This is a genomic window from Micromonospora sp. DT231, assembly GCF_049847025.1.
GTDB lineage: Bacteria > Actinomycetota > Actinomycetes > Mycobacteriales > Micromonosporaceae > Micromonospora.
Genome location: NZ_JBNCNO010000001.1, coordinates 119,733 through 138,856 on the forward strand (window position 1 = coordinate 119,733; position 19,124 = coordinate 138,856).

At 70.0% G+C, this 19,124-nt stretch carries 16 protein-coding genes; 10 read left to right on the top strand and 6 right to left on the bottom strand.

Annotated features, from left to right (window positions below; translation table 11 throughout):
• Positions 1 to 83: 83 nt before the first annotated feature.
• Positions 84 to 632, bottom strand: coding sequence for a hypothetical protein (locus ACPXBU_RS00485; protein WP_425755559.1), 549 nt, complete (start codon positions 630 to 632; stop codon positions 84 to 86).
• A gap of 309 nt (positions 633 to 941) precedes the next feature.
• Between ACPXBU_RS00485 and cspE the strand changes: the two genes are divergently transcribed.
• A complete protein-coding gene (gene cspE / locus ACPXBU_RS00490; protein ID WP_043326981.1) occupies positions 942 to 1,145 on the top strand; it encodes a transcription antiterminator/RNA stability regulator CspE in 204 nt (67 codons plus the stop codon).
• 143 nt (positions 1,146 to 1,288) lie between these two features.
• Positions 1,289 to 1,573 (top strand): hypothetical protein, encoded by a 285-nt coding sequence (locus tag ACPXBU_RS00495; RefSeq protein ID WP_425755561.1) that lies wholly within the window; start codon positions 1,289 to 1,291, stop codon positions 1,571 to 1,573.
• Here ACPXBU_RS00495 and ACPXBU_RS00500 read toward each other — a convergent pair.
• Entirely contained in the window at positions 1,567 to 2,127 is a 561-nt protein-coding gene (locus ACPXBU_RS00500; protein ID WP_393368147.1) for an AAA family ATPase, read from the bottom strand. The two genes, ACPXBU_RS00495 and ACPXBU_RS00500, sit on opposite strands and share 7 nt — an antisense overlap.
• Positions 2,128 to 2,250: 123 nt before the next feature.
• Complete coding sequence (locus ACPXBU_RS00505) at positions 2,251 to 3,069, bottom strand: transglutaminase domain-containing protein (protein ID WP_425755563.1); 819 nt, start codon at positions 3,067 to 3,069, stop codon at positions 2,251 to 2,253.
• Positions 3,070 to 3,382: 313 nt separating this feature from the next.
• On the opposite strand from ACPXBU_RS00505, the gene ACPXBU_RS00510 reads away from it, so the two are divergent.
• Both ACPXBU_RS00510 and ACPXBU_RS00515 read left to right on the top strand, forming a co-directional pair.
• Positions 3,383 to 4,315, top strand: coding sequence for an ABC transporter ATP-binding protein (locus tag ACPXBU_RS00510; protein WP_425755565.1), 933 nt, complete (start codon positions 3,383 to 3,385; stop codon positions 4,313 to 4,315).
• Positions 4,312 to 5,115 carry an ABC transporter permease gene (locus ACPXBU_RS00515; protein ID WP_425755567.1) on the top strand — a complete coding sequence of 268 codons (804 nt, stop codon included), beginning with the start codon at positions 4,312 to 4,314 and terminating at the stop codon, positions 5,113 to 5,115. The genes ACPXBU_RS00510 and ACPXBU_RS00515 overlap by 4 nt, the downstream gene beginning before the upstream one ends.
• Before the next feature lie 75 nt (positions 5,116 to 5,190).
• Here the strand turns inward: ACPXBU_RS00515 and ACPXBU_RS00520 are convergent, their stop codons facing one another.
• Complete coding sequence (locus tag ACPXBU_RS00520) at positions 5,191 to 9,228, bottom strand: hypothetical protein (RefSeq protein ID WP_425755569.1); 4,038 nt, start codon at positions 9,226 to 9,228, stop codon at positions 5,191 to 5,193.
• Between the two features lie 230 nt (positions 9,229 to 9,458).
• Here ACPXBU_RS00520 and ACPXBU_RS00525 point away from each other — a divergent pair, with 230 nt between their 5' ends.
• From ACPXBU_RS00525 to ACPXBU_RS00535, 3 genes are all read left to right on the top strand, one after another.
• On the top strand, positions 9,459 to 9,914 hold the full coding sequence (locus tag ACPXBU_RS00525) for a hypothetical protein (RefSeq protein ID WP_393368154.1): 456 nt from the start codon (positions 9,459 to 9,461) through the stop codon (positions 9,912 to 9,914).
• 157 nt (positions 9,915 to 10,071) lie between these two features.
• Complete coding sequence (locus ACPXBU_RS00530; protein ID WP_425755571.1) at positions 10,072 to 13,317, top strand: BTAD domain-containing putative transcriptional regulator; 3,246 nt, start codon at positions 10,072 to 10,074, stop codon at positions 13,315 to 13,317.
• Between the two features lie 216 nt (positions 13,318 to 13,533).
• Positions 13,534 to 14,313 (top strand): AfsR/SARP family transcriptional regulator, encoded by a 780-nt coding sequence (locus ACPXBU_RS00535; RefSeq protein WP_425755573.1) that lies wholly within the window; start codon positions 13,534 to 13,536, stop codon positions 14,311 to 14,313.
• 69 nt (positions 14,314 to 14,382) lie between these two features.
• Here the strand turns inward: ACPXBU_RS00535 and ACPXBU_RS00540 are convergent, their stop codons facing one another.
• Complete coding sequence (locus ACPXBU_RS00540) at positions 14,383 to 15,171, bottom strand: SDR family oxidoreductase (RefSeq protein ID WP_393368157.1); 789 nt, start codon at positions 15,169 to 15,171, stop codon at positions 14,383 to 14,385.
• Positions 15,172 to 15,208: 37 nt separating this feature from the next.
• Positions 15,209 to 15,571 carry a nuclear transport factor 2 family protein gene (locus ACPXBU_RS00545; protein WP_393368159.1) on the bottom strand — a complete coding sequence of 121 codons (363 nt, stop codon included), beginning with the start codon at positions 15,569 to 15,571 and terminating at the stop codon, positions 15,209 to 15,211.
• 78 nt (positions 15,572 to 15,649) lie between these two features.
• On the opposite strand from ACPXBU_RS00545, the gene ACPXBU_RS00550 reads away from it, so the two are divergent.
• The 3 genes from ACPXBU_RS00550 to ACPXBU_RS00560 all read left to right on the top strand — a co-directional run bounded on the left by ACPXBU_RS00550 (position 15,650) and on the right by ACPXBU_RS00560 (position 19,023).
• Positions 15,650 to 16,444, top strand: a complete 795-nt coding sequence (locus ACPXBU_RS00550; protein ID WP_393368161.1) for a MerR family transcriptional regulator — start codon at positions 15,650 to 15,652, stop codon at positions 16,442 to 16,444.
• A 106-nt stretch (positions 16,445 to 16,550) separates the two neighbouring features.
• On the top strand, positions 16,551 to 17,771 hold the full coding sequence (locus ACPXBU_RS00555; RefSeq protein ID WP_425755577.1) for a CynX/NimT family MFS transporter: 1,221 nt from the start codon (positions 16,551 to 16,553) through the stop codon (positions 17,769 to 17,771).
• Positions 17,772 to 17,976: 205 nt separating this feature from the next.
• On the top strand, positions 17,977 to 19,023 hold the full coding sequence (locus ACPXBU_RS00560) for an SdrD B-like domain-containing protein (protein ID WP_425755578.1): 1,047 nt from the start codon (positions 17,977 to 17,979) through the stop codon (positions 19,021 to 19,023).
• Positions 19,024 to 19,124: the final 101 nt, after the last annotated feature.

The following is a 19,124-nucleotide window of genomic DNA, read 5'->3' on the forward strand; positions in this document are numbered from 1 at the left end:
AGGCGGGCGCCGGTGGCCGGCGGTCAGTCGACCGGAGCGCGCACGGCGGTGGGGTACCGGAGATCTGCCGCCGACGAGGCCTCCTAGCCCCAATCCTCCGGGGCCTCGACGAGTGTGCATCGGAGCGCGTCGCGGATGAGCGAGGCATCCTCGCCGAACGGGCTGCTGAGATCCCAGTAGTCGTGGCTGAGCGCGTCATCTGGTTCGAGGCGGCCGATCAGGTCGGCGATGTCGTCGAGTCCGAAGTAGATTGCGGCCGCGGCGAACGCGGCGATCTGCTCAGCGGTGCAGTCGTCCAGCGGCCACGCGGCGCCGTTGGCCATCGCGCCGTTGTGGAACCACATCAGGTAGGACAGATGCATCAGGCCAACCGGGCCCTCCGGCACCGCCCACGGTTCCATGTCGAGGGCACGGTCGACGGTCGCCTCGACACGGTCGCGGTCGAGGTATTCGCCTGCGCCCCAGCGCCAGTCCAAGGAGTGCACCCAGCGGTAGTCCGCGCCGGGCGCGCGCAGGATCTCCAGGCCACGGGCGCGGGGCAGGACGTACGTGCCGGACTCGACCAGGTGAAGATCCCGGCCGCCGACGCGGCGTTCCACCCGGCAGTGGTCGGGGTCGCTGACCCACACCATCACGCCGTCGTGCCGCTTCGCGGGTGACCGTGCTCCAGCCGATCGTGAACCCGGTCAACGGCCGTCCGACCCTGGTGGGCAAGCAGATGAGTGGCCAGGCCCACGCACTGCCAGGGGATCGGCGACGGATCATGTGCTACGGTAACCGAGTTGCAGTTTTGATTTCCGTAGACGTTATCCGGCGCCTGATGGGGTATCTAAAACCCATCCAGGCGCCTTTCGTTTTTCGTGTCGTTTCGACGCGGGTGATCAACGCAGCGGCGTAAGGGTCCGCACGATGCGGTCTCTGACAGCCTGCGAGGAGCAGACATGACTACAGGTACCGTGAAGTGGTTCAACGCCGACAAGGGCTTCGGCTTCATCAGCCCGGACGACGGCGGCGCCGACGTCTTCGCCCACTTCTCTGCGATCTCCGCGAGCGGCTTCCGCAGCCTCGACGAGAACCAGAAGGTGGAGTTCGACGTCACCCAGGGCCAGAAGGGCCCGCAGGCGGAGAACATCCGCCCGCTCTGATCCACACTCTGTGAGCGGCGGCCCGACTGGTTCAGCGGGCCGCCGTTTCGCGTCTCATTCGCATTGCGCCCCCGACCGAACGATGAGGCTCCTCAGCCGGCTGAGCCGACGGGTGCTCATGCGGCGTTGGCTTCCGGCCGTGATTGACCACGGTGAGCTGGGGCGCGGCGCTATCCAACCGCGATGCGAGCACCACGCAGCTCAACGTTGGCTACCGCGGATCTGCCCTGGCGCGCGACGACCGCGAAGAGGATGCACCCCTGCGCGCCGGCGACCGCGCCCCCGACGCGACCAGGCTGACAACCGTGGAAGGCGACGGCTATATCGCGCTGATCGCCGACGCCGGTGACGTCTCGGCGGCGGTCGCGCTGATTCAACATTGGCCGCGACGACGGTACGCCCGGCTGCAGGACAACCGCCGTCAGTAACCGTCCTCGGGTTTCGGCGGTACAGAGCCCGGGCTTCCCGCAGTAGCTCGGAGGGCGATCTGCAGGGCGGCTTGGGCAGGCGTGAGGTGCGTGGTGTCGATGACCTCGGCCTCGGCATGTAGCCACGTGCGGGCCGCCTCGGCGTAGGGCTGGAGGTACTTCAGGCGGAACGGGGAGGGGACGGCGTGTTCCCCCTCGATACGCCCGCGGAGGGTGTCTTGGTCGGCGTGCAGGACGAAGTGCCTCACCGGGACGCCATGTTGGGCGAGGCCTGTGCTGATCTCGCGCCAGTACTGCTCCACCAGGACAGTCATGGGCATCACCAGAGTGCCCCCGGTGTAGTCGAGCACGCGGCGGGCGGTCTCGACGACGAGCTGCCGCCACGGCGGCCAATCCTGGAAGTTGTCCGTCTCGGGCAGCCCAGGCGTGATGTCCATGAGAGTCTCGCCGACCTTCTCGGCGTCGAACACCCGCGAATCCGGGATCAGTTGCTGCACGAGCGCGCTGGTCGTCGTCTTGCCCGCACCGTGGGTGCCATTGAGCCATACGATCACGGGACACATTCAACCGTGCGGGCACCACGGTCAGTCAGAGGGCGAGTCGGACTGGCCGGGTGACCCGCTGCCGCATCGTCACTGTCAGCGGGTGGAAGCAGTAACGAGTGCGCACGCCCGCGCTCAGGGCAGGAGCTCAGCCGGCACTGCCAGGTCCTCACGGGCGTAGAGGTCGGCGATGGCGCCGTGATCGTCGGAGGCACATACGGCTGAGATCGTATCGATGAGTGCGTCGTAGTCGGGACCGGTCTTGCCCTGGTAGGAGGTGTCCATGCGCCCCCATTCATCCCAGGGCAGCATCTCGACCTTGTTCAGCGCGGCGAGGTCCCTGACGGCGTTTCCTCGAATCTCCGCAGGTCCCCAGTTCTCGGTGCCGTACACGCCGAACTGCGCGGCGTCGATGCGGCCGTCGCGGAAGGCAGTCCAAGCCTCGCCGCCGGTGAGGAACTCGCCGGCGGCGAGGTCTTCGGGCTCGGCCACGGGGGAGTCACCCAAGATCTCGGAATCGATCCGCACCCAGCGGCCGTCATGCCGGTACTCGGTGATCCAGTGGTCCACGCCCTGCCCTGGTTGAAAGTACGTGGCGAAGCCACAGCGTGCGCGGGCCGCGATCCCGCGGTAGCGCAGCAAAGCGCAGCTGAGCACGGCGAAGTGGCGGCAGGTGCCGATCACTCGCCGGTCAGGGGTACGTGCGGCAGTCAGCGGGGCTGGGTCGAGGGCGAGCAGGGCACCGATGATGCCGTCGGCAGGACGCAGTTGGTTCTCGGCGAACCGTTGCTCGGGGACTCCGAGCGCTTTTGCGTCGGTGGGCTGAATGACGAGCTCGTGAACGAGGTGGCAGATGTCGACGGGCTCAGTCGGAAAATCGTCGAGCGCTGGCTTGTGGACCGTGCCGATTGTCGTCAGCGGACCCGCCATGGCGTAATCGATCATTTCCGTCATGCCGGCCATCGTAGGCACTGCCACTAAAGACCCGCTGCCCTTGGCCGCGCTGGTGGCCGGCAATCGGAAGCCCGCGGAGAACCGGATGTGCACGGGGCTCGAGTGTCGGGGCGGTGGGTCACCGGGCAGGAGTTGCGGCTGCGGCCACGGTTGACACTGTGTCCGGACGGGCCGGTCCTGTTCCGGATGACCGCGCGGGAAAGGACCACGGCCGGGGGCGGGTGCAGTGCACGGGTGACCCGTGCAAACGACACGGTCGAATCATGACAGCTCGGGGATCGGCATTGCGTTCCCGGATGGGCAGGCTGGAGTCATGGAAGACGTCGTCATTGAAGTGAACCAGCTGCGTCGCAGCTATGGGGAGTTCGAGGCGGTCCGGGGGGTGTCGTTGGCCGTCGGCCGCGGCGAGATGTTCGCCCTGCTGGGCACCAACGGCGCCGGCAAGACCACCATGATCGAGGCGCTCGAGGGGTTGCAGCGGCCGACCTCCGGCGAGGTGCGGGTGCTCGGCCTGGACCCGATCGCCGACCGCTCCGCGGTACGTCCGCGGACCGGCGTGATGCTCCAGCACGGCGGTTTCACCGGTGCCCTGACCGTACGCGAGACGATCGAGTCCTGGCGTGCGCTCACCGTCCGTCCGCGCACCACCCGCGACATGCTCGAGACGGTGGAACTGGCCGACCGGGCCGACGTCGCCGTCGAGCAGCTCTCCGGCGGCGAGGGTCGGCGGCTGGAGCTGGCGTTGGCCGTGATGGGCCGGCCGGAGGTGCTCTTCCTCGACGAGCCGACCACCGGCATGGACCCGGCCTCGCGGCGCCGCACCTGGGATGTCATCCGCGAGCTGCGGGCGGGCGGGACCACCATCCTGCTCACGACGCACTACCTCGAAGAGGCGGAGGTGCTCGCCGACCGGGTGGCGATCATGCAGGGCGGGCACATCGTGTCTCGCGGGACGCCCGAGGAGGTGGTGCACACGCTTCCGGCGCGGATCACGTTCCGCTCACCGGAGGGGTCCGACCTGCCCGATCTGCCGCACGGCACGCTCTCGGTGGACGGCGACCGCGTCGCCTACGAGACCCGCGACCTGCAGGACGACCTCTCCCGGCTGCTGGACTGGGCCAAAGCCACCGGAGTACGGCTGTACGGGCTCTCCGCGCGCCCGGCCACCCTTGAGGACGTCTTCCTGGACATCGCCGCCGAGCACAGTAGCGCCGCGCACCGACCGGAACGTGAGGAAGTTCGATGACCACCGTCACGACGGATCGGGCGGCGCGGCCGTCCTGGCAGATGCTCGCACTGCTGCGCATGGAACTGCTGGCGCTGCGGCGCAACCGGACCGCCACCGCCCTCTCCGTGGTCACTCCGCTGCTCATCGGGCTGCTGTTGACCAGCGGATACGGCGGCCAGATGGTCCCCGGAGTGCGCCGGGTGGTCAGCGTAACCGCGCTGATCATGGTCTTCGTGGTGCACCACCACCTGACCACCGTCTACGCCTCGCGCCGGCAGGAGAACGTGCTCAAGCGGATGCGAGTGGGTCTGCCGTCCGACCGCACCATCCTGCTCGGCACCGCCAGCAGCACCGTGCTCACCTTCCTGGCGCAGACCGCCGTACTGGTGCTCTGTGCCATCCTGGTGCTCGACCTGCCGGTGCCGCGACACCCGCTGGTGATCCTGCTCGCGCTGCTGCTGGGCGCCGCGGTAATGGCCGCCTTCGCCGCGGTGCTGTCCGCGGTCACCCGCAGCTCTGAGGCCGCGATGCTGACCACCCTGCCGTCCATGGTGATCTTCCTGGCCACCCCGGGTGCCCTGCTGCCGCTGGGCGCGCTGCCGGCGCCGATTGAGCGGGTGCTGTGGTTCCTGCCGACCGGCCCGTTCACCGAAATGCTGCGCGTCGGTTGGCTGGCACAGACCGACGGGGGTCGGGCGCTCGGCTTCTGGGACAGTCACCTGCTCGCGCTGCCCTCGGCCGGTGTGCTGCTGGTGTGGCTGGTCATCGGCGCCTGGCTGACCCGCCGCTTCTTCCGCTGGGAGCCACGGCACGTCTGATCCGCCGCAGCGCGAGCGTGGCCGGAAGCCCGGGCGGCCGACGGCCGCCCGGGCTCCCGGATCGTGACGCGTTCGTCACGGGTACATCTGGGTGACGGTGAAATTCATCGATTGAGCGAAGAGGCTGACACCGGTCGGGCTGTTGGGGTGGAAGGACTGCTGCGACGCCGGGCCGCCCGGGGTGTCACCCGGCGACTTGTCCGTCACGATGCCGTGGATGCCCGCCGGCGAGCCGCAGGCCGCCTTGCCCTCGAACTCGTCGATCGGGTCGGAGTAGTACGCGATCGTCGCGCCGTGCGCGGTGTTGAAGTCGCGGACGACATCCAACTGCTCGCCACGCAGCAGCACGCTCATCTCGGACAGCCACACCCGTTCCTCGTCGCTGAGGACGAGCTTGAGGGCGCAGAGCGGGTCGCCGCCGATCTCGACGAGCTTCGGGTACCCCATGAGCATGATCTTGGCGTTCGGCGCCTTCTTGCGGATCTCCTCCAGCACCTTCGTGTTCGACCGGGGAAGCGTGTCGGTGATGCGGCGTCTGGTCGACACGTCCACGGTGTCCGTCTCGCCCGACAGCTTCGCCTTGAAGCAGTCCAGCGGGCCGGCCATGAAGACGCACTCCCTGATCACCGAGCTGAACTTCGCGTCGTTGCCGCCGATCGAGATCGTGACGAGCGTGGTGTTCTCGTCCAGGTAGCCCTTGTCGAGCTGGGACACCTCCAGGTACTGGCCCTTGCCCCGTTCGTTGTCGGCGTTGCGGGGCTCGTTGCTGACGGTACGCAGCGGCAGGATGTTCTCCGTCTCCGCGCCCGAGCAGGCGATCAGGTGGTAGTCCATGTTGACGTCGTGCTGCTGGCTCGTGATGTCCGCCCGCGGCCCGATCGGCGTGGACGATCCGGGCAGCACCGCCTTGCGCGACCACGCGTTCTTCGAGCGGTGGCAGCCGTTGCGGAAGGCGTTGTCGCGGTTGTTGTCCGTCTCGCGGTAGTAGTCCGAGCCGTTCACCGGCGAGGCGCCCTCGCCCGACGAGAACGAGTCGCCGAGCGCCACCACCTGGTGCTGCGGCTTGCCCGGCAGCGGGATGAACGCCGCCGCGTCGAAGGCCACGTTCTCCTGCGGCCGGCCCAGGGCCAGGTCGCCCTGCCCGCTGGTCGGCACGTCGTCCCGCAGTTGCGCCAACTCCTCCGGTGTCAGGTCCGACACCATGTTGGTCAGCTCCACCTTCGGGACGTTGTTGAACTCGAACACGCCGAGCGCCACCCAGCGGTTCGCGTACCCGCGTTGCTGGACCATGCGGGTCCTGACCACGCCGTTCTTCGTCGTGATCCGGTACGCCGCCTGCTGCGTGGTACCGAGGTGGTCGGGAATGTGGACCATGACCCGCATCCAGCCGTTCACCGTCCGGTCCAGCGTCCACGTCCCGCTGACGTAGAGGTTGCTGCCCGGCTCGCGGGTGTGCGTGAACCAGTAGTGCGCGCCGTACCCGCCGCCGACCTGGTGCAGGTCGATCTTGCCCGGATACTGGAGCGTGCCGTTCTGCGTCTCGCCGGCGAACCCGTGCGTGAACGTGCCGCTGTTCGTTCGTCGGGTGCAGAACCAACCGGCCTCGTCACGGCGTGGACTGACGACGTCGTCGATCACGTCGTCGACCACGAGCGCGTTCGCCGGGAGGTCGGTGCCGCACTTCGGGTAGTAGCTCACCCCGGCGGCCGGATACGCCCAGCCGGGGTCGTACCTGATGGCGGCGTTACCACAGTCCAGACAGCCTGGTTTCCAGTCCGCGGATTGGTTGTACCAGCACTTGAGGTCCCGTTCGTCGATGACGTTCACGTGGTGGCACGGGCCGGCCGGCTCGTCGATCACCTCGGGCGCAGTCGGCGGGAGGTTGTTGCCGTAGTAGCAGTCGTTGGACTGGTCGCAGAACGTCTGCAGGTGTGGCTTCACCCGCTCGCGCCCGTCGTTCGTGCTCCACCAGGCGTACCGGTAGCCGTCGGTGTAGGTGTCCGGCTTCTCGATCGCGTTGAGCGGGTGGCCGGCCCAACCCATGATCTTCTCCGGGTACGGCCAGTGGCTCGGGTGCCGCGCGTCGTCGTAGGTGAACTCCAGGAACGCCTTGCGGTTGGCCGGGTACCGCGGGTTGGCCGGGTTGTTCGCCCAGCCGACACCCCACGGCCCGTCCGTGCTGCCCTGCGGCTCGTAGAACCCGGTGTTGTAGGCCCACACCGCGAAGAACCAGCTCTCGATGTACTGCGGGTCGCCGCCGTTGACCTTCATGTTGTACGCGTGGACCTGGTTCCACTTGTCCTGCAGGATCCGCAGCGACTGGGAGATGTTCGCGGCGAAGTCCACGGTGATGGCCAGCTGCTGGTTGTGCGGCAGCGGGACCTCGTTCGGCTTCTGGAAACCGGGCTTACGCATGCCGTCGGTGACCTGCCCGACGCCGTAGCCGCAGTCGGACTTGTCCCAGCGGATCGTCCAGTCGTCGCTCGTGTCGGCGTCGTAGATGTCCAGCCCGTAGTAGTTGCCGATGAGCGGGTTGCCGAACTCGCCGGGCAGGACGTGCGGCGAGGCCTGCCACATGTTCGACTCCTGGGCGAGGATGCCGAGCATGATCTGCGCGGGCACGTTGCCACCGCCGTTGAGCGGCCGCATCGGGAACCAATCGGCGACGTTGTAGCCGGGCAGGCCGGACTGGTTGAAGTTGTTGCCCCGGTTGAGGATCAGCGTGTCCTGCACCGCCATGTCGACGACCCACTCGATCTCCCGGGCGCGCGGCTGGTACACCTGTACCCGCACGTCGTTGCGGGGGATCGCGCACCAGGCGGCCGTGTCGACCGGGTCGTGCAGTGGTGTCGCCAGCGTCGTGGCGTTCGGTGCCGACCGGGCCCGCCCCGGCGTCTTCGGGTGCGCCCGAGCACCGGCGTCGCCCGACGTCGGCGTGGTGGGCGTGACCGCGAAGTTCACGCTGCGACCGGTCGCCGGCACCTTGGCCTTCATGGTGAGCGACCGTCCGCGGCTGCCGTCCGCGGTCTGCGCCGCCCGTGGGTCGGTCGTCCACCTGATGTCGTCCAGCAGCAGGTCACCCTCGCTGGACATCTCCGCCTGCACGCTCGCGTCGAGCTTCGCGACACCCGTGGGCAGCTTGTGCACCGTGCCGGGGGTACCGGTGATGCCGACCCGACCGCCCGCGCCCCTGACCACGTTCATGTCGGTCGTGCCGCCCTCGGCCAGCGTGGCCGTCGTGCCGGATTTCACGACGGTCCGCTTGACCCGGCCGGCCTTGCTGTCGGCATCCATGTAGACGACGGCGTCGCCGTTGGCCGCCAGCCGGAACGGTACGCCTGTGGTCCTCGCGACCGCCGACCGGCGACCCTTGCCGTCGACCTTGACCAGCGCGCCGTTGTCCGCGGCGATGATCTCGTCCTTGACCGGTAGCGCCGAGGTGAGCTGGCCCGCCACCTGGATCGGCGCGGCCACGGTGCCGGTCGCGGCGTCGAGCCGCGTCAGGCGGCTCTTGCCCGAGCCGGTGTCGCCGCCGGTGAACGTGCTCAGCACGACGTTCTCACCGGTCCCGCAACCGGGGCTGAAGTACGCGAGGGACGCGTGCGCGGCCACCTTCCGGACGGACTGGTCCTTGAGGTCCACGACCGCCACGAAGGCGCCGCGGTCGAACAGGTCGGGTTTGTTGGTGTAGGCGCGCGGCGCGTACGTGACGACCAGCCGCCGGCCCGACTCGGTGAGGCAGCCGTTGCCGATCCACTGGTCGGTCTCCAGCCCCGGCTCGCTCAGCGTGGCGGCGGTCGTCCAGCTGTAGCCGGAGGCTGCCGACGCCACGAGCACGTGCAGGCCGCTCATGTCGCCGGAGAGGGTCCAGGCCCGATCCTGCGACGTCCGCCAGCCCTGCTTGAGGGCGGAGTCCCGCTGACCGGGGGGTATCGAGGTGGACGCCACAACCTTCGGGGGCGGGTCCGGCGCCGCGGCGGCCGGCGCGGGGAGCACCACGAGACCGCCGCCGGCGACGATCGAGGCGGTGGCGAGCGCGATGGTGGCGCGGCGACGGGCGGCGCCGGGACTGAGCCCGCGCGGCGGCGCGGGGCGGGGCGGCGATGCGGACACTGCGTTCCTCCAGGATGGCTTGGGGTCGATGCAGTGTCGGAACCGCGCTCACCGTCGGCGCATCACGACGTCATCGCCGGCGCCCACGCCCACCGCGGTGGCGGCAGGACACCGCGCGGTGCCCTGACGATGCGGCCGCAGTGCGGCGACGCCGCAGGATCACCCCCACGACGTGCAGTACGACTGAGGAGAACAGCATGAAGGTAGGAAAGGTTCGGAAGCATCGCCTGGTGCCGGCGCTGATCGCCCTGGTGGCGTTCCTGGGACTCGGCGTGGTCACCACGGCGGTACCGGCGTCGCCCGCGCTGGCCGCGTGTTCGGGCACCGGCTGTCACAACGTCAACCCCAACGGCCAGTGCAGCGGCACCCGGTACGGCTGGACCGGCGGCGGCTACGACAGCGGACTCGGCATCGTCGTCGTGAAGTCGCCGGGCTGCAGGGCGGCCTGGGCACGCCTGCAGAACGACCAGTACGTCCGCTACGCGGGTGCGACGTTCACCGTGCGCATCGAGCGCCGGGTGTGGTCGTCCTACGGCTGGTGGTACACCGGCAGCCTCAGCAAGCAGTTCCTCTCCACCAACGGCGGGGTGTGGACCAACATGCTCGAGGATCTCGACTCCGACGAGCACCAGGCCTGCTTCAGCTTGAATGGCGGCGCCTGGACCTGCACCCCCTGGGTCAGCTGAACAGCAGGCGGACGTCAGGGTCCCCCGGCGGCGCGGGGGCCCTGAGATCCGTCATCCGGCAAGCTGGGTGTCGACCCGGGGAAACTGCCCGCCGGGTACGCGTTGCATAGACGTATGGCCCTCTGGCGATGTCGGTTTGTCTTGTTAGCCTGCGGCTGTGGAGCTGCGCCTGCTTGGCCCCGTCGAGGCTGTCATCGACGGACGGGTCGTGCCCATCCGACGCCGTCAGGAGCGACGGCTGCTCGCCATCCTCTCGATGCGACCGGGCCAGTTCCACTCCGCGGAGCGACTCATCGACCTGCTCTGGGAAGATCGGCCTCCGACCCAGGCACGAGCGGGCCTGCAGGCCATGATCTCGCACCTGCGGTCCACGCTGGAGCTGGGCCGGTCGACGGAGCCCGCGTTGCTCGCCCGACCCAACAGCTACGCACTGGAGATCCGGGCAGAGCGGGTCGACGTGCACCGGTTCACCGCCCTGGTGGCCGAGAGTAGGAGCGTCACCGACGCCGATCAGCGCATCGCGATGCTCAGCATTGCGCTCGGTCTGTGGCGGGGCGCCGCCCTGGCCGACGTCTTCGACGACGCCCAGCGGGGCCGGCTCTTCCCGGATCTCGACGAGGCACGTCTGACCGCGCGGGAAGAGTTGCTCGACGCGCGCCTCGACGCCGGCCAGCACCGAGAGATGTTGGCACCGCTGCACGAGCTGATCAGCGAGGCGCCGACACGCGAGCGCCCGGTCGAGCTGCTGATGCTGGCCCTGAGCGGGATTGGCCGTCGCACCGAGGCCATCGCGGCCTACACCGCCCTCACCGATCGGCTCGCCACCGACCTCGGTGTCGCTCCCGGAGCGCAGATCCAGGCGACCTACCGGACGCTGTCACGCGCCACCGTACCCTCGGACGCCGCGCCGACGTCTCCTGGCGGGCCGGCGCAGCTACCGCGTCCGCCGGGGCATTTCGTCGGCCGCGGCGCCGAGTCGCGTCAGCTCGACCGCCTGCTCGCCAACGCGGCAGGGCCGCAGGTCCTGATCCTCTCCGCGGTCGTCGGTACGGCAGGTGTCGGAAAGACGGCGACCGCCATCCGGTGGGCGCACAGCGTCCGGGACCGCTTCCCGGATGGGCAGCTCTTCCTCAACCTGCGTGGTTACTCTGCCGGCCGGCCCATGCGCTCGGCGGAGGCGCTCGGCGCGCTGCTGCGGGGTCTGGGCTTGCCGGCGGCCCGCATTCCGGCGGATCCGGAGGAGGCAGCGGCCCTCTACCGCACCGTCGTCGCCGACCGCCGGCTGCTGATCGTGCTGGACAACGCCCTCGACGCCGAGCAGGTGCGGCCGTTGCTGCCCGGGTCCGCGGCCAGCCTGGTGGTGGTCACCAGCCGTGACCGCCTGACCGGGCTCGTGGCCCAGCAGGACGCCCACCGCCTGACCATCGGACTGCTCCCGGAACCGGACGCGATCGAGCTGCTCACCGTCCTGCTCGGTGCCGACCCGCGAGCCGCCGAACGCGACGCGATCCGGGACCTCGCCCAGGTCTGCGGTCGGCTCCCGCTGGCCCTGCGGATCGCGGCGGCGCTGCTGCACGACGAGCCTGACCTCGCGGTGTCGGCCTACGTGCGGCAGTTGCGGCAGCGGAGCCTCGCCGCCCTGGCGATCGACGACGACCCGAGCGTCGCCGTGCAGGCGGCGTTCGACCTCTCCTATACGCGGCTTCCCGGTGAGGCCCAGCGGATGTTCCGCCTCCTCGGCACCGTTCCGGGGATCAGGCTGTCGGTCGACGCGGTCGCGCACCTGGCGCAGACAACCCTGGACGCGGCCCGTCGGACGTTGGCCCGACTCTTCTCGGCGCACCTGCTGGAGTTCGACGACGATCGCGTCGCGCTGCACGACCTGCTGGGGCGCTACGCGGGCCAGCACAGTGCGCGGCAGGCCGGCCGACCGGAGGCGCAGACAGTCCTCGCCCGCCTGTTCGCGTGGTACCTGGTCCGCGCACAGGCTGCCGGTGACCTGTTGGCGCCGGGGCGGGTCCGCCTGGAGCTGCCGGCGGGCCTGGCGGCCGGTGACGCTGGCCTCGCGGACCGTGACGCGGCACTGGCCTGGCTCGAGGCCGAGGAGTCGACCATGGTGGCGCTGATCAGAGCGGGGGCAGACGGCACGTCGAGGGCCGCGGCCGCCCTGCTCGCCGACCAGCTGCGAACGTACTTCTGGGTCACCCGCAATTCACTGAACTGGTTGCTCGTGGCGCAGGCAGCGCTGCACGCGTCGGGTGGGGACAGGTTCCCGGCCCTGCGGGCGTCGGCACACATGAGTCTGGGCAACGTGTACCACCTCACGGGCAACCAACTGGTCGCGATCGCGCACAACCGACGGGCGGGTCACCTGTTCCGCAGCGCCGGGCACACGCAGGGCCAGGCCGCCGCGGCCGGCTCGCTCGGCGCGGTCTTCGGCGACCTCGGTCAACTGGCGAAGGCGGCGGCCTGCTTCGAGCATGCGTTGCGGCTGTACGAGCGGATCCGCCACCGTTACGGCATCGCGGTGATGTCGAGCAACCTCGGGACGATCTACGCCATGGCGGGTCGACTGCGGCTGGCGGTCGAGCGGCTCAGCGCCGCCATCGTCATCCACCGGGAGGACGGCGCACGACCCAACGAGGCGGTCATCCTCAACAACCTCGGCCTCCTGCGCATCATCCGGGGTGAGTACCCGGCCGCCTTGAGTGATCTCCACGCAGCGGTGCGGACGGCCCACGAGGTCGGCATGGCGTCAATCGAGGCGAATGCGTTGGCCGGGATCGGCCAGATCCACACGCTACGCGGCGACGTGCCGGAGGCGAGGTCCGCGCTCGCCGCCGCGCAGCGTCTCGCCGACCGTAGCGACGACTGGCACTGCAAGGCGTCGATCGACATCGCCGAGGGGGGCCTGCTTCGGCTGACCGGCGACCCCACCCGTGCGGCGGCCACGTACACCCGTGCCGCCGAGTGGGCCAGGTCGGCGCGCCTGTTGGCGACGGAGGCCGAGGCCCTGGTCGGTCTCGCCGCATCCGTCGCCGAGCGGACGCCGCTGTTGGCCAACTCCTCCCTGGAGCGGGCGGTCACGTTGGCCCGACAGTCCGGCGCCGCGGTGATCGAGATCGACGCGCTGGCGGCGATGGGCGAGGTCGCCCGGCGGCACGGCGACCCCGTGCAGGCGGCCCGGCTCGCCGGCGAGGCGGCACATCGCGCGGAGGCGATCGGGGCACCCCTGGTACGCGCCCGCGCGCTGATCACCCTTGGCTACCTGGAGGATTCCTCGCGGGCCTGGCAGGAGGCGCTGAGCATCCTGGATCCGCTCGGCACTCCCGAGGCGGACATCGTCCGGGCCCTGCTGGAGCGGCACGACGGCCGTCCGGTCGACGTCGTCCGGGCCGGATAGCCGACCGTCCCTCCGGGGGCGGGGCCTGGGTGACGCGGCGGTGCTGGCGGGCCGATGCTCCCGCTCTTGACGGCCGCGCCGTTCCGGTGGTCACGGACGCGGAAACTGGCGCCGACCGTGCCGCAGCGTACGGCGCTGCCAAGGAAACGCCAACCCGTGCTGGGCAACCTGATGACCAGGCCGTGCGCGGGGTGCGGTCGGCAGGGAGGTCATCGTATGGAGTTCCGGATCCTCGGCCCGCTGGAAGCGTCCGTCGATGGAACGCCCCTGCCGCTCGGCGGACGCCGGCAGCAGCGGATCCTGGCCGTGCTGCTGCTGCGGGCCGGCCGGGTGGTCCCGGCCGACAGCCTGGTCGACTGCCTGTGGCCGCTGCGACCGCCGGCCACCGCGGCGAGTCAGATCCGCAACTGCGCTGCGGCCCTGCGCCGTCAGCTCATCGCCGGCGGCCTGCCCGAGCGCTCGCTGGTACGCCGGCCAGGCGGTTACCTGCTGACGGTGGAGCCCGGCGCTCTGGACCGGACCCGGTTCGACGACGAGGCCCATCGGGCTCGGCGGGCGCTGGCGGCGGGTCGCGCGGCGGAGGCCGTCGGGTCCTTCCTGCGGGCCGAGAACCTGTGGCGCGGACCCGCCATCGCCGGTCTCGCCGACGGCATGCTGGAGCCGGAGGCCATGAGCCTGGAGGAGTCGCGACTGCAGGTGATCGAGGAACGGCTGGAGGTCCAGCTGAGTTTGGGCCGGCACGCAGGGGCCGTACCGGAACTCACCGCACTGGCCCGGACCCATCCCGGCCGTGACCGCCTACAGGCGGCCTTCATGGTCGCGCTCTACGGCAGCGGGCGGGGTGCCGACGCGCTGGCCTCCTTCGACCGGCTGCGCTCGTCGCTGCGCCGTGAACTCGGCCTGGAGCCGAGCCGGCGGCTGCGGGACCTGCGCCAGGCCATCCTCACCGAGGACGAGGCCCGGCTGCCGCCGATGGGCGTGGGGGCCGGCGCGTGACGGAGAGCTGCACCGGCGGGCATCTCCTCTCCCGACGCGTGCCGCCTACCTGTCCGACCGGTTGCGGGCTCAGACGGTCGGGACTGTTCCGCCATCGATCACGTACTCGGCGCCCACGATGGCCGAGGCGCGGTCCGAGACCAGGAACCCGACCAGGTCGGCGATCTCCTCAGTGTTGGCAAACCGTCCCAGGGGTACGCCTCCGAGGGAGTCGTAGATGCGCTGCTTGGCGTGTTCGCGGCTGATCCCGTTGCCCTCGGCGATTCGGTCCACGAACCTCTCGTAGGCCTCCGTCTCGATCCCGCCGGGGCTGATCGCGTTGACGCGGACACCGCGCGGGGCGAGCTCGTTGGCGAGCCCCTTGCTGTAGGTGCGCAACGCGGCTTTCGCCGCCGCGTAGGCCAGGGACGCGTCGTACTGAGGAAGTTCGCGCTGGATCGAGGTGAAGTGCAGCACGACCGCCGACCCGGACTCGATCATCGCCGGGAGGAGAGCGCGATCGAGCCGTACCGCTCCGAGGAGGTTCACGTTCAGCTCGATCATCCACTGCTCGTCGGTGATGACCGCGAACCCGCCGGACGGCGTCGAGGCACCTCCGACGACGTGCACCAGGATGTCCAGTGCGCCGCCGGTCTCGGCGATCCGGTCGGCCACCGCCTTCGTGCCCTCGACCGTCGAGGTGTCGGCCTCGATGAACCGGTCGGGGTGCTCGTACCCCTCGGGCATCGTCCGGGCCGTCACGTAGACGTCGGCGCCCATCTCCCGCAGTCTCTCGACGACGGCCTTGCCTGAGCCCTTCGATCCGCCCGTGACCAACGCGCGGCGTCCGTCGAGACGATCGCGATCCGAAGTAGCCATTCTCTCTCCTCTGAAGCTTGACGTGGCGCGGGTCTTGTCAGGATCCGTGGTTGGCGATGACGAGTTCGGTGACGACGTCCTCACGGATGGTGAACCGGTAGTCGAGTTCGGCGACGCCGCCCGGGAAGGTTCCCTCGAGCCGCAGGGTCACCATCCAGTGGTCGTCGTCGATGCGGGCAGCACCGATCTGGTCGGTCGTGTACTCGAACTCGGAGCCGGCGTCCCGCAGGAACGCGTAGATCTGCTCCCGACCGCGGAAGGACGCGCCCTGATCGACGGCCACCGCGTCCTCGGCGAAGAACGAGGATGCGGTGTCGGCGTCGCGAACGACGTGAGCGGCGAGGAAACCGCTGACGGTGGCGGGGAGTGGATCGGACCGGAGGCCGTCGTGCTGTGTCATGAGCCCACCCTGTGGCCTCGCGATGCAGGAAGGTCAAGCGCTGGACTCTCCCCCTGGGGGAGCCTTCATACTGCGAGGATGCTGACAATCGGGGAGTTTTCGCGCCTGACCCACCTGAGCGTGCGGACCCTGCGTCGGTACCACGAGAGCGACCTGCTGGAACCCGCCGTGGTGGACGAGACCTCCGGCTACCGCTACTACGCCGTCGAGCAGATCCCGACCGCCCAGGTCATCAACCGGCTCCGCGAACTCGACGTCCCCCTGGCCGACGTGCAGCGGATCCTGCGGTCCCCGGACCCCGGTGTCCGCGCGACCCTGGTCGCCGACCACCTCCAACGCCTGGAGGCCGAACTCGACCGCACCCGAGCCGCGGTCGCGTCGCTGCGCCGCCTGCTCCGGCCCGCCCCCGCGCCGATCAAGGTGGAACTCCGTGCCGAGCCCGCGCGCACGGTCGCGGCGGTGGCGGCCGTGGTCGACGAGGGCGAGGTCGAAGCCTGGTTCGCCGGCGCGATGGCCGAGTTGGAGGTGGCCGTTGGCGACGCGGTAACCGGTCCACCGGGTGGCACCTACGACAACTCCCTGTTCGAGCAGGGCCGCGGTCAGGCGTTGGTGTACCTGCCGACGGCCGCTCCACCTCGTACCGGGCGGGTGCACGCCGCGACCCTGCCCGCCGCGGAACTGGCGGTGGCCACCCACGTCGGCGAGCACGATGGCATCGAGGTCACCTACGGCGAGCTCGGTTCCTGGGTCGTGAAGAACGCGATGTCGGTGGCGGGGCCCGTGCGGGAGGTCTACCTCGTCGGACCTCGGGACGCGAGCGATCCGGCCGCGTGGCGCACCGAGATCGGGTGGCCGGTGTTCCGAGTGGCCTGAGCGGGTCGGCTCACACTCGTCGACGACGAGTACCAGGCGTTACGTCGGCTAGAGGTTGCCCGGGGCCCAAGGTCAACATCTCCGGACGGAGTACTAGGCTCGGGGGGTGTCCGAGCACCGCCGCCTTCCGCTGTGGGCGGGACGCACGGCCGCGCTGCTGGGCATCGTGCTCGTCGCATTCACCCTGCGCCAGGCGGTGGCGACGATATCGCCGATCCTCGGCGACATCCGGGCGGACATCCCGATATCCACCATCGGTGTCGGGCTGCTCGGCACGTTGCCACCGATCCTGTTGGCGGCATCCGGGTTCATTGCGCCGCGCGTCGCCCGTGGCGTCGGCCTCGAGGGCGGCATCGCGCTCGCGCTGCTGCTCATGACCCTCGGCCACCTCGTGCGCGCATGTGCCCCGGGCTTCGCGGTGCTGCTCGTCGGCAGTGTCGTCGCGCTCGCCGGCACGGGCATCGGCAATGTGCTGCTGCCGCCGATCGTGCGGCGCTACTTTCCCGACCGGGTAGCGCTGCTGACCGCCCTCTACGTCTGCATCGTGGGCGTCGGCACGGCCGTGCCCGCCGCGGTCGCCGCTCCGGTCGCCGAGCAGACCGGCTGGCGGTTCTTGCTCGGCGTCTGGTCGGTGACCTCGATAGCCGCGCTCCTTCCGTGGCTCGTCATCATCGCGCGCGAGCGCCGCCAGCGGCGCTCGGATGCCGTCGCCGTCGAGTCCCCGCCTTCCGCAGTCGTCACGCGTCTGTGGCGATCACGCGTGGCCCTGTCGATCACCGTCGTGTTCTCGACAAGCACGATCTGCACGTACGCGGCTTTCGCGTGGCTGCCCGAGATCCTCGGCGACATCGCCGGATCGACGCCGACCGAGGCCGGTGTGCTGCTCGCCGTCACCGGACTCATCAGCGTGCCCGGCGCGTTCATCGCGCCCCTACTCGTCGCACGACTGCGCAATGTCGGCTGGCTGATCGCCGCCGGTGTCGCGAGCTTCGTGTTCGGCTACCTCGGCCTGCTGCTCGCGCCCGCGACACTCACACTGCTCTGGGTGCTGCTGATCGGCTCGGGGTCGATCCTGTTCCCGGTCTGCCTCGTGCTCATCAACGTTCGCACCCGTTCCCACGACGGCACCGTCGCGCTGAGCGGCTTCTCTCAGGGGGTCGCGTACGCGCTCGGCGCGCTCGGTCCGCTGCTGGTCGGGCTGCTGCACGACGTGAGCGGCGGATGGGCCCTGCCGCTGCTGTTCCTGCTCGCTGTCGCCCTCGTGGCGACCATCCCGGCGATCACGCTTGCGAGGCCCGCGTTCGTCGAGGACGAGCTCGCCCGTTGATCCGGAAGCAGATTGGGAGCAACAGAATGCGTACTCCCGCCTGTCCGTCGGTGACTATCCGCACGTGCCGCTGAGCGTTCACTCGATCATCACGCCAACCGTGACCGGGACGCTTTCCGATCACGTTCTTGATCTTGGGGCAGCGGAGCGACTCGCCCAGCCGCTAGCATCACGCTGATTCCCGTTCCCCATTACGGAGACCTCCATGCGCAAACTTGCCGCCGCCGCCCTCATGGGGGTGCTCGTGGCCGTCCTTCCGGCAACGGCCGCCCTGGCCGCCAAGCCCAAGCCGGACATCGCGGTGACCTCCGCGGCCGACAAGGCCAACTACGCCGAGGGTGAGACCTTCACCATCACGGTCACGGTGAAGAACAAGAGCTCCGTCGCCGCGAAGCACGTGCACTACACCGGCGGCGACAGCGGGGGCGTCGACGGTGTCGCCTACGGTGTGCTGTCGACCGGCTTCGACCTCGCCGCCGGCGTCACCAAGACCGTTCAGATCACCGGCAAGACCAACCACGTGGCGTGGAAGTCCGGCTACGGATTCGTCGCCTTCTCGCTTGCCGCGGACAACGGCGAGGCCAACGACGCTGACAACATCACCAGCGTACGGCTGCCGGTGACGGGCGCCTTCGGCGATCTCGGTGGCTACGTCTTCCAGGGTGAGTCCGATGCCGCCGAGTGGACGCCCCGGACGCCCGGCGTCCCGGGTGTCAAGGTCGTCGCCACCAGCGACGACGGCAAGACGAGGTACGCCGAGGCCAGCACGGACGCCAAGGGCCTCTTCCGTTTCGCCCACCTCCCAACCGGCGACGTCCTGCTGACCTTCACCGCCCCGGCGGGCTGGAAGATCCTGGCCGGCGAGAACGGCGAGGGCGACAACACGCTGGCGCAGGTCCGCGCCGGCGACAGCGACGAGCCGCGCATCTTCGTGGCGGCGAAGAAGGTCGCCGTGAGCTCGCCGAGCGCGACGCCGACCTCCACGCCGACCTCGACGGCGACGCCGACTGCGACGCCGACTTCGACGGCGACGGCGACGGCGACGCCGACTTCGACCTCGATGCCGACTTCGACGGCGACGCCGACTTCGACGACGGCGCCGTCACCGTCGGCGTCGTCGAGCAACGGCCCGGGCCTGCCGATCACCGGCGACAACCCCATGCTGTTCGTCGGCGCTGCCGCGGTCGCCATCGCGGTCGGCACCGTGCTGGTGCTTGTCGCACGGCGCCGCCGCGTACGCCTGCAGGCCTGATCGACCGAGATCGCTCCGGCGGCCGAACACACGCAGGCTGTGGCGTTCCCCGCTGAGTCGAGCACGGCGAAGGACGCCGAGGCTCCAGCACCTCGCTGGAG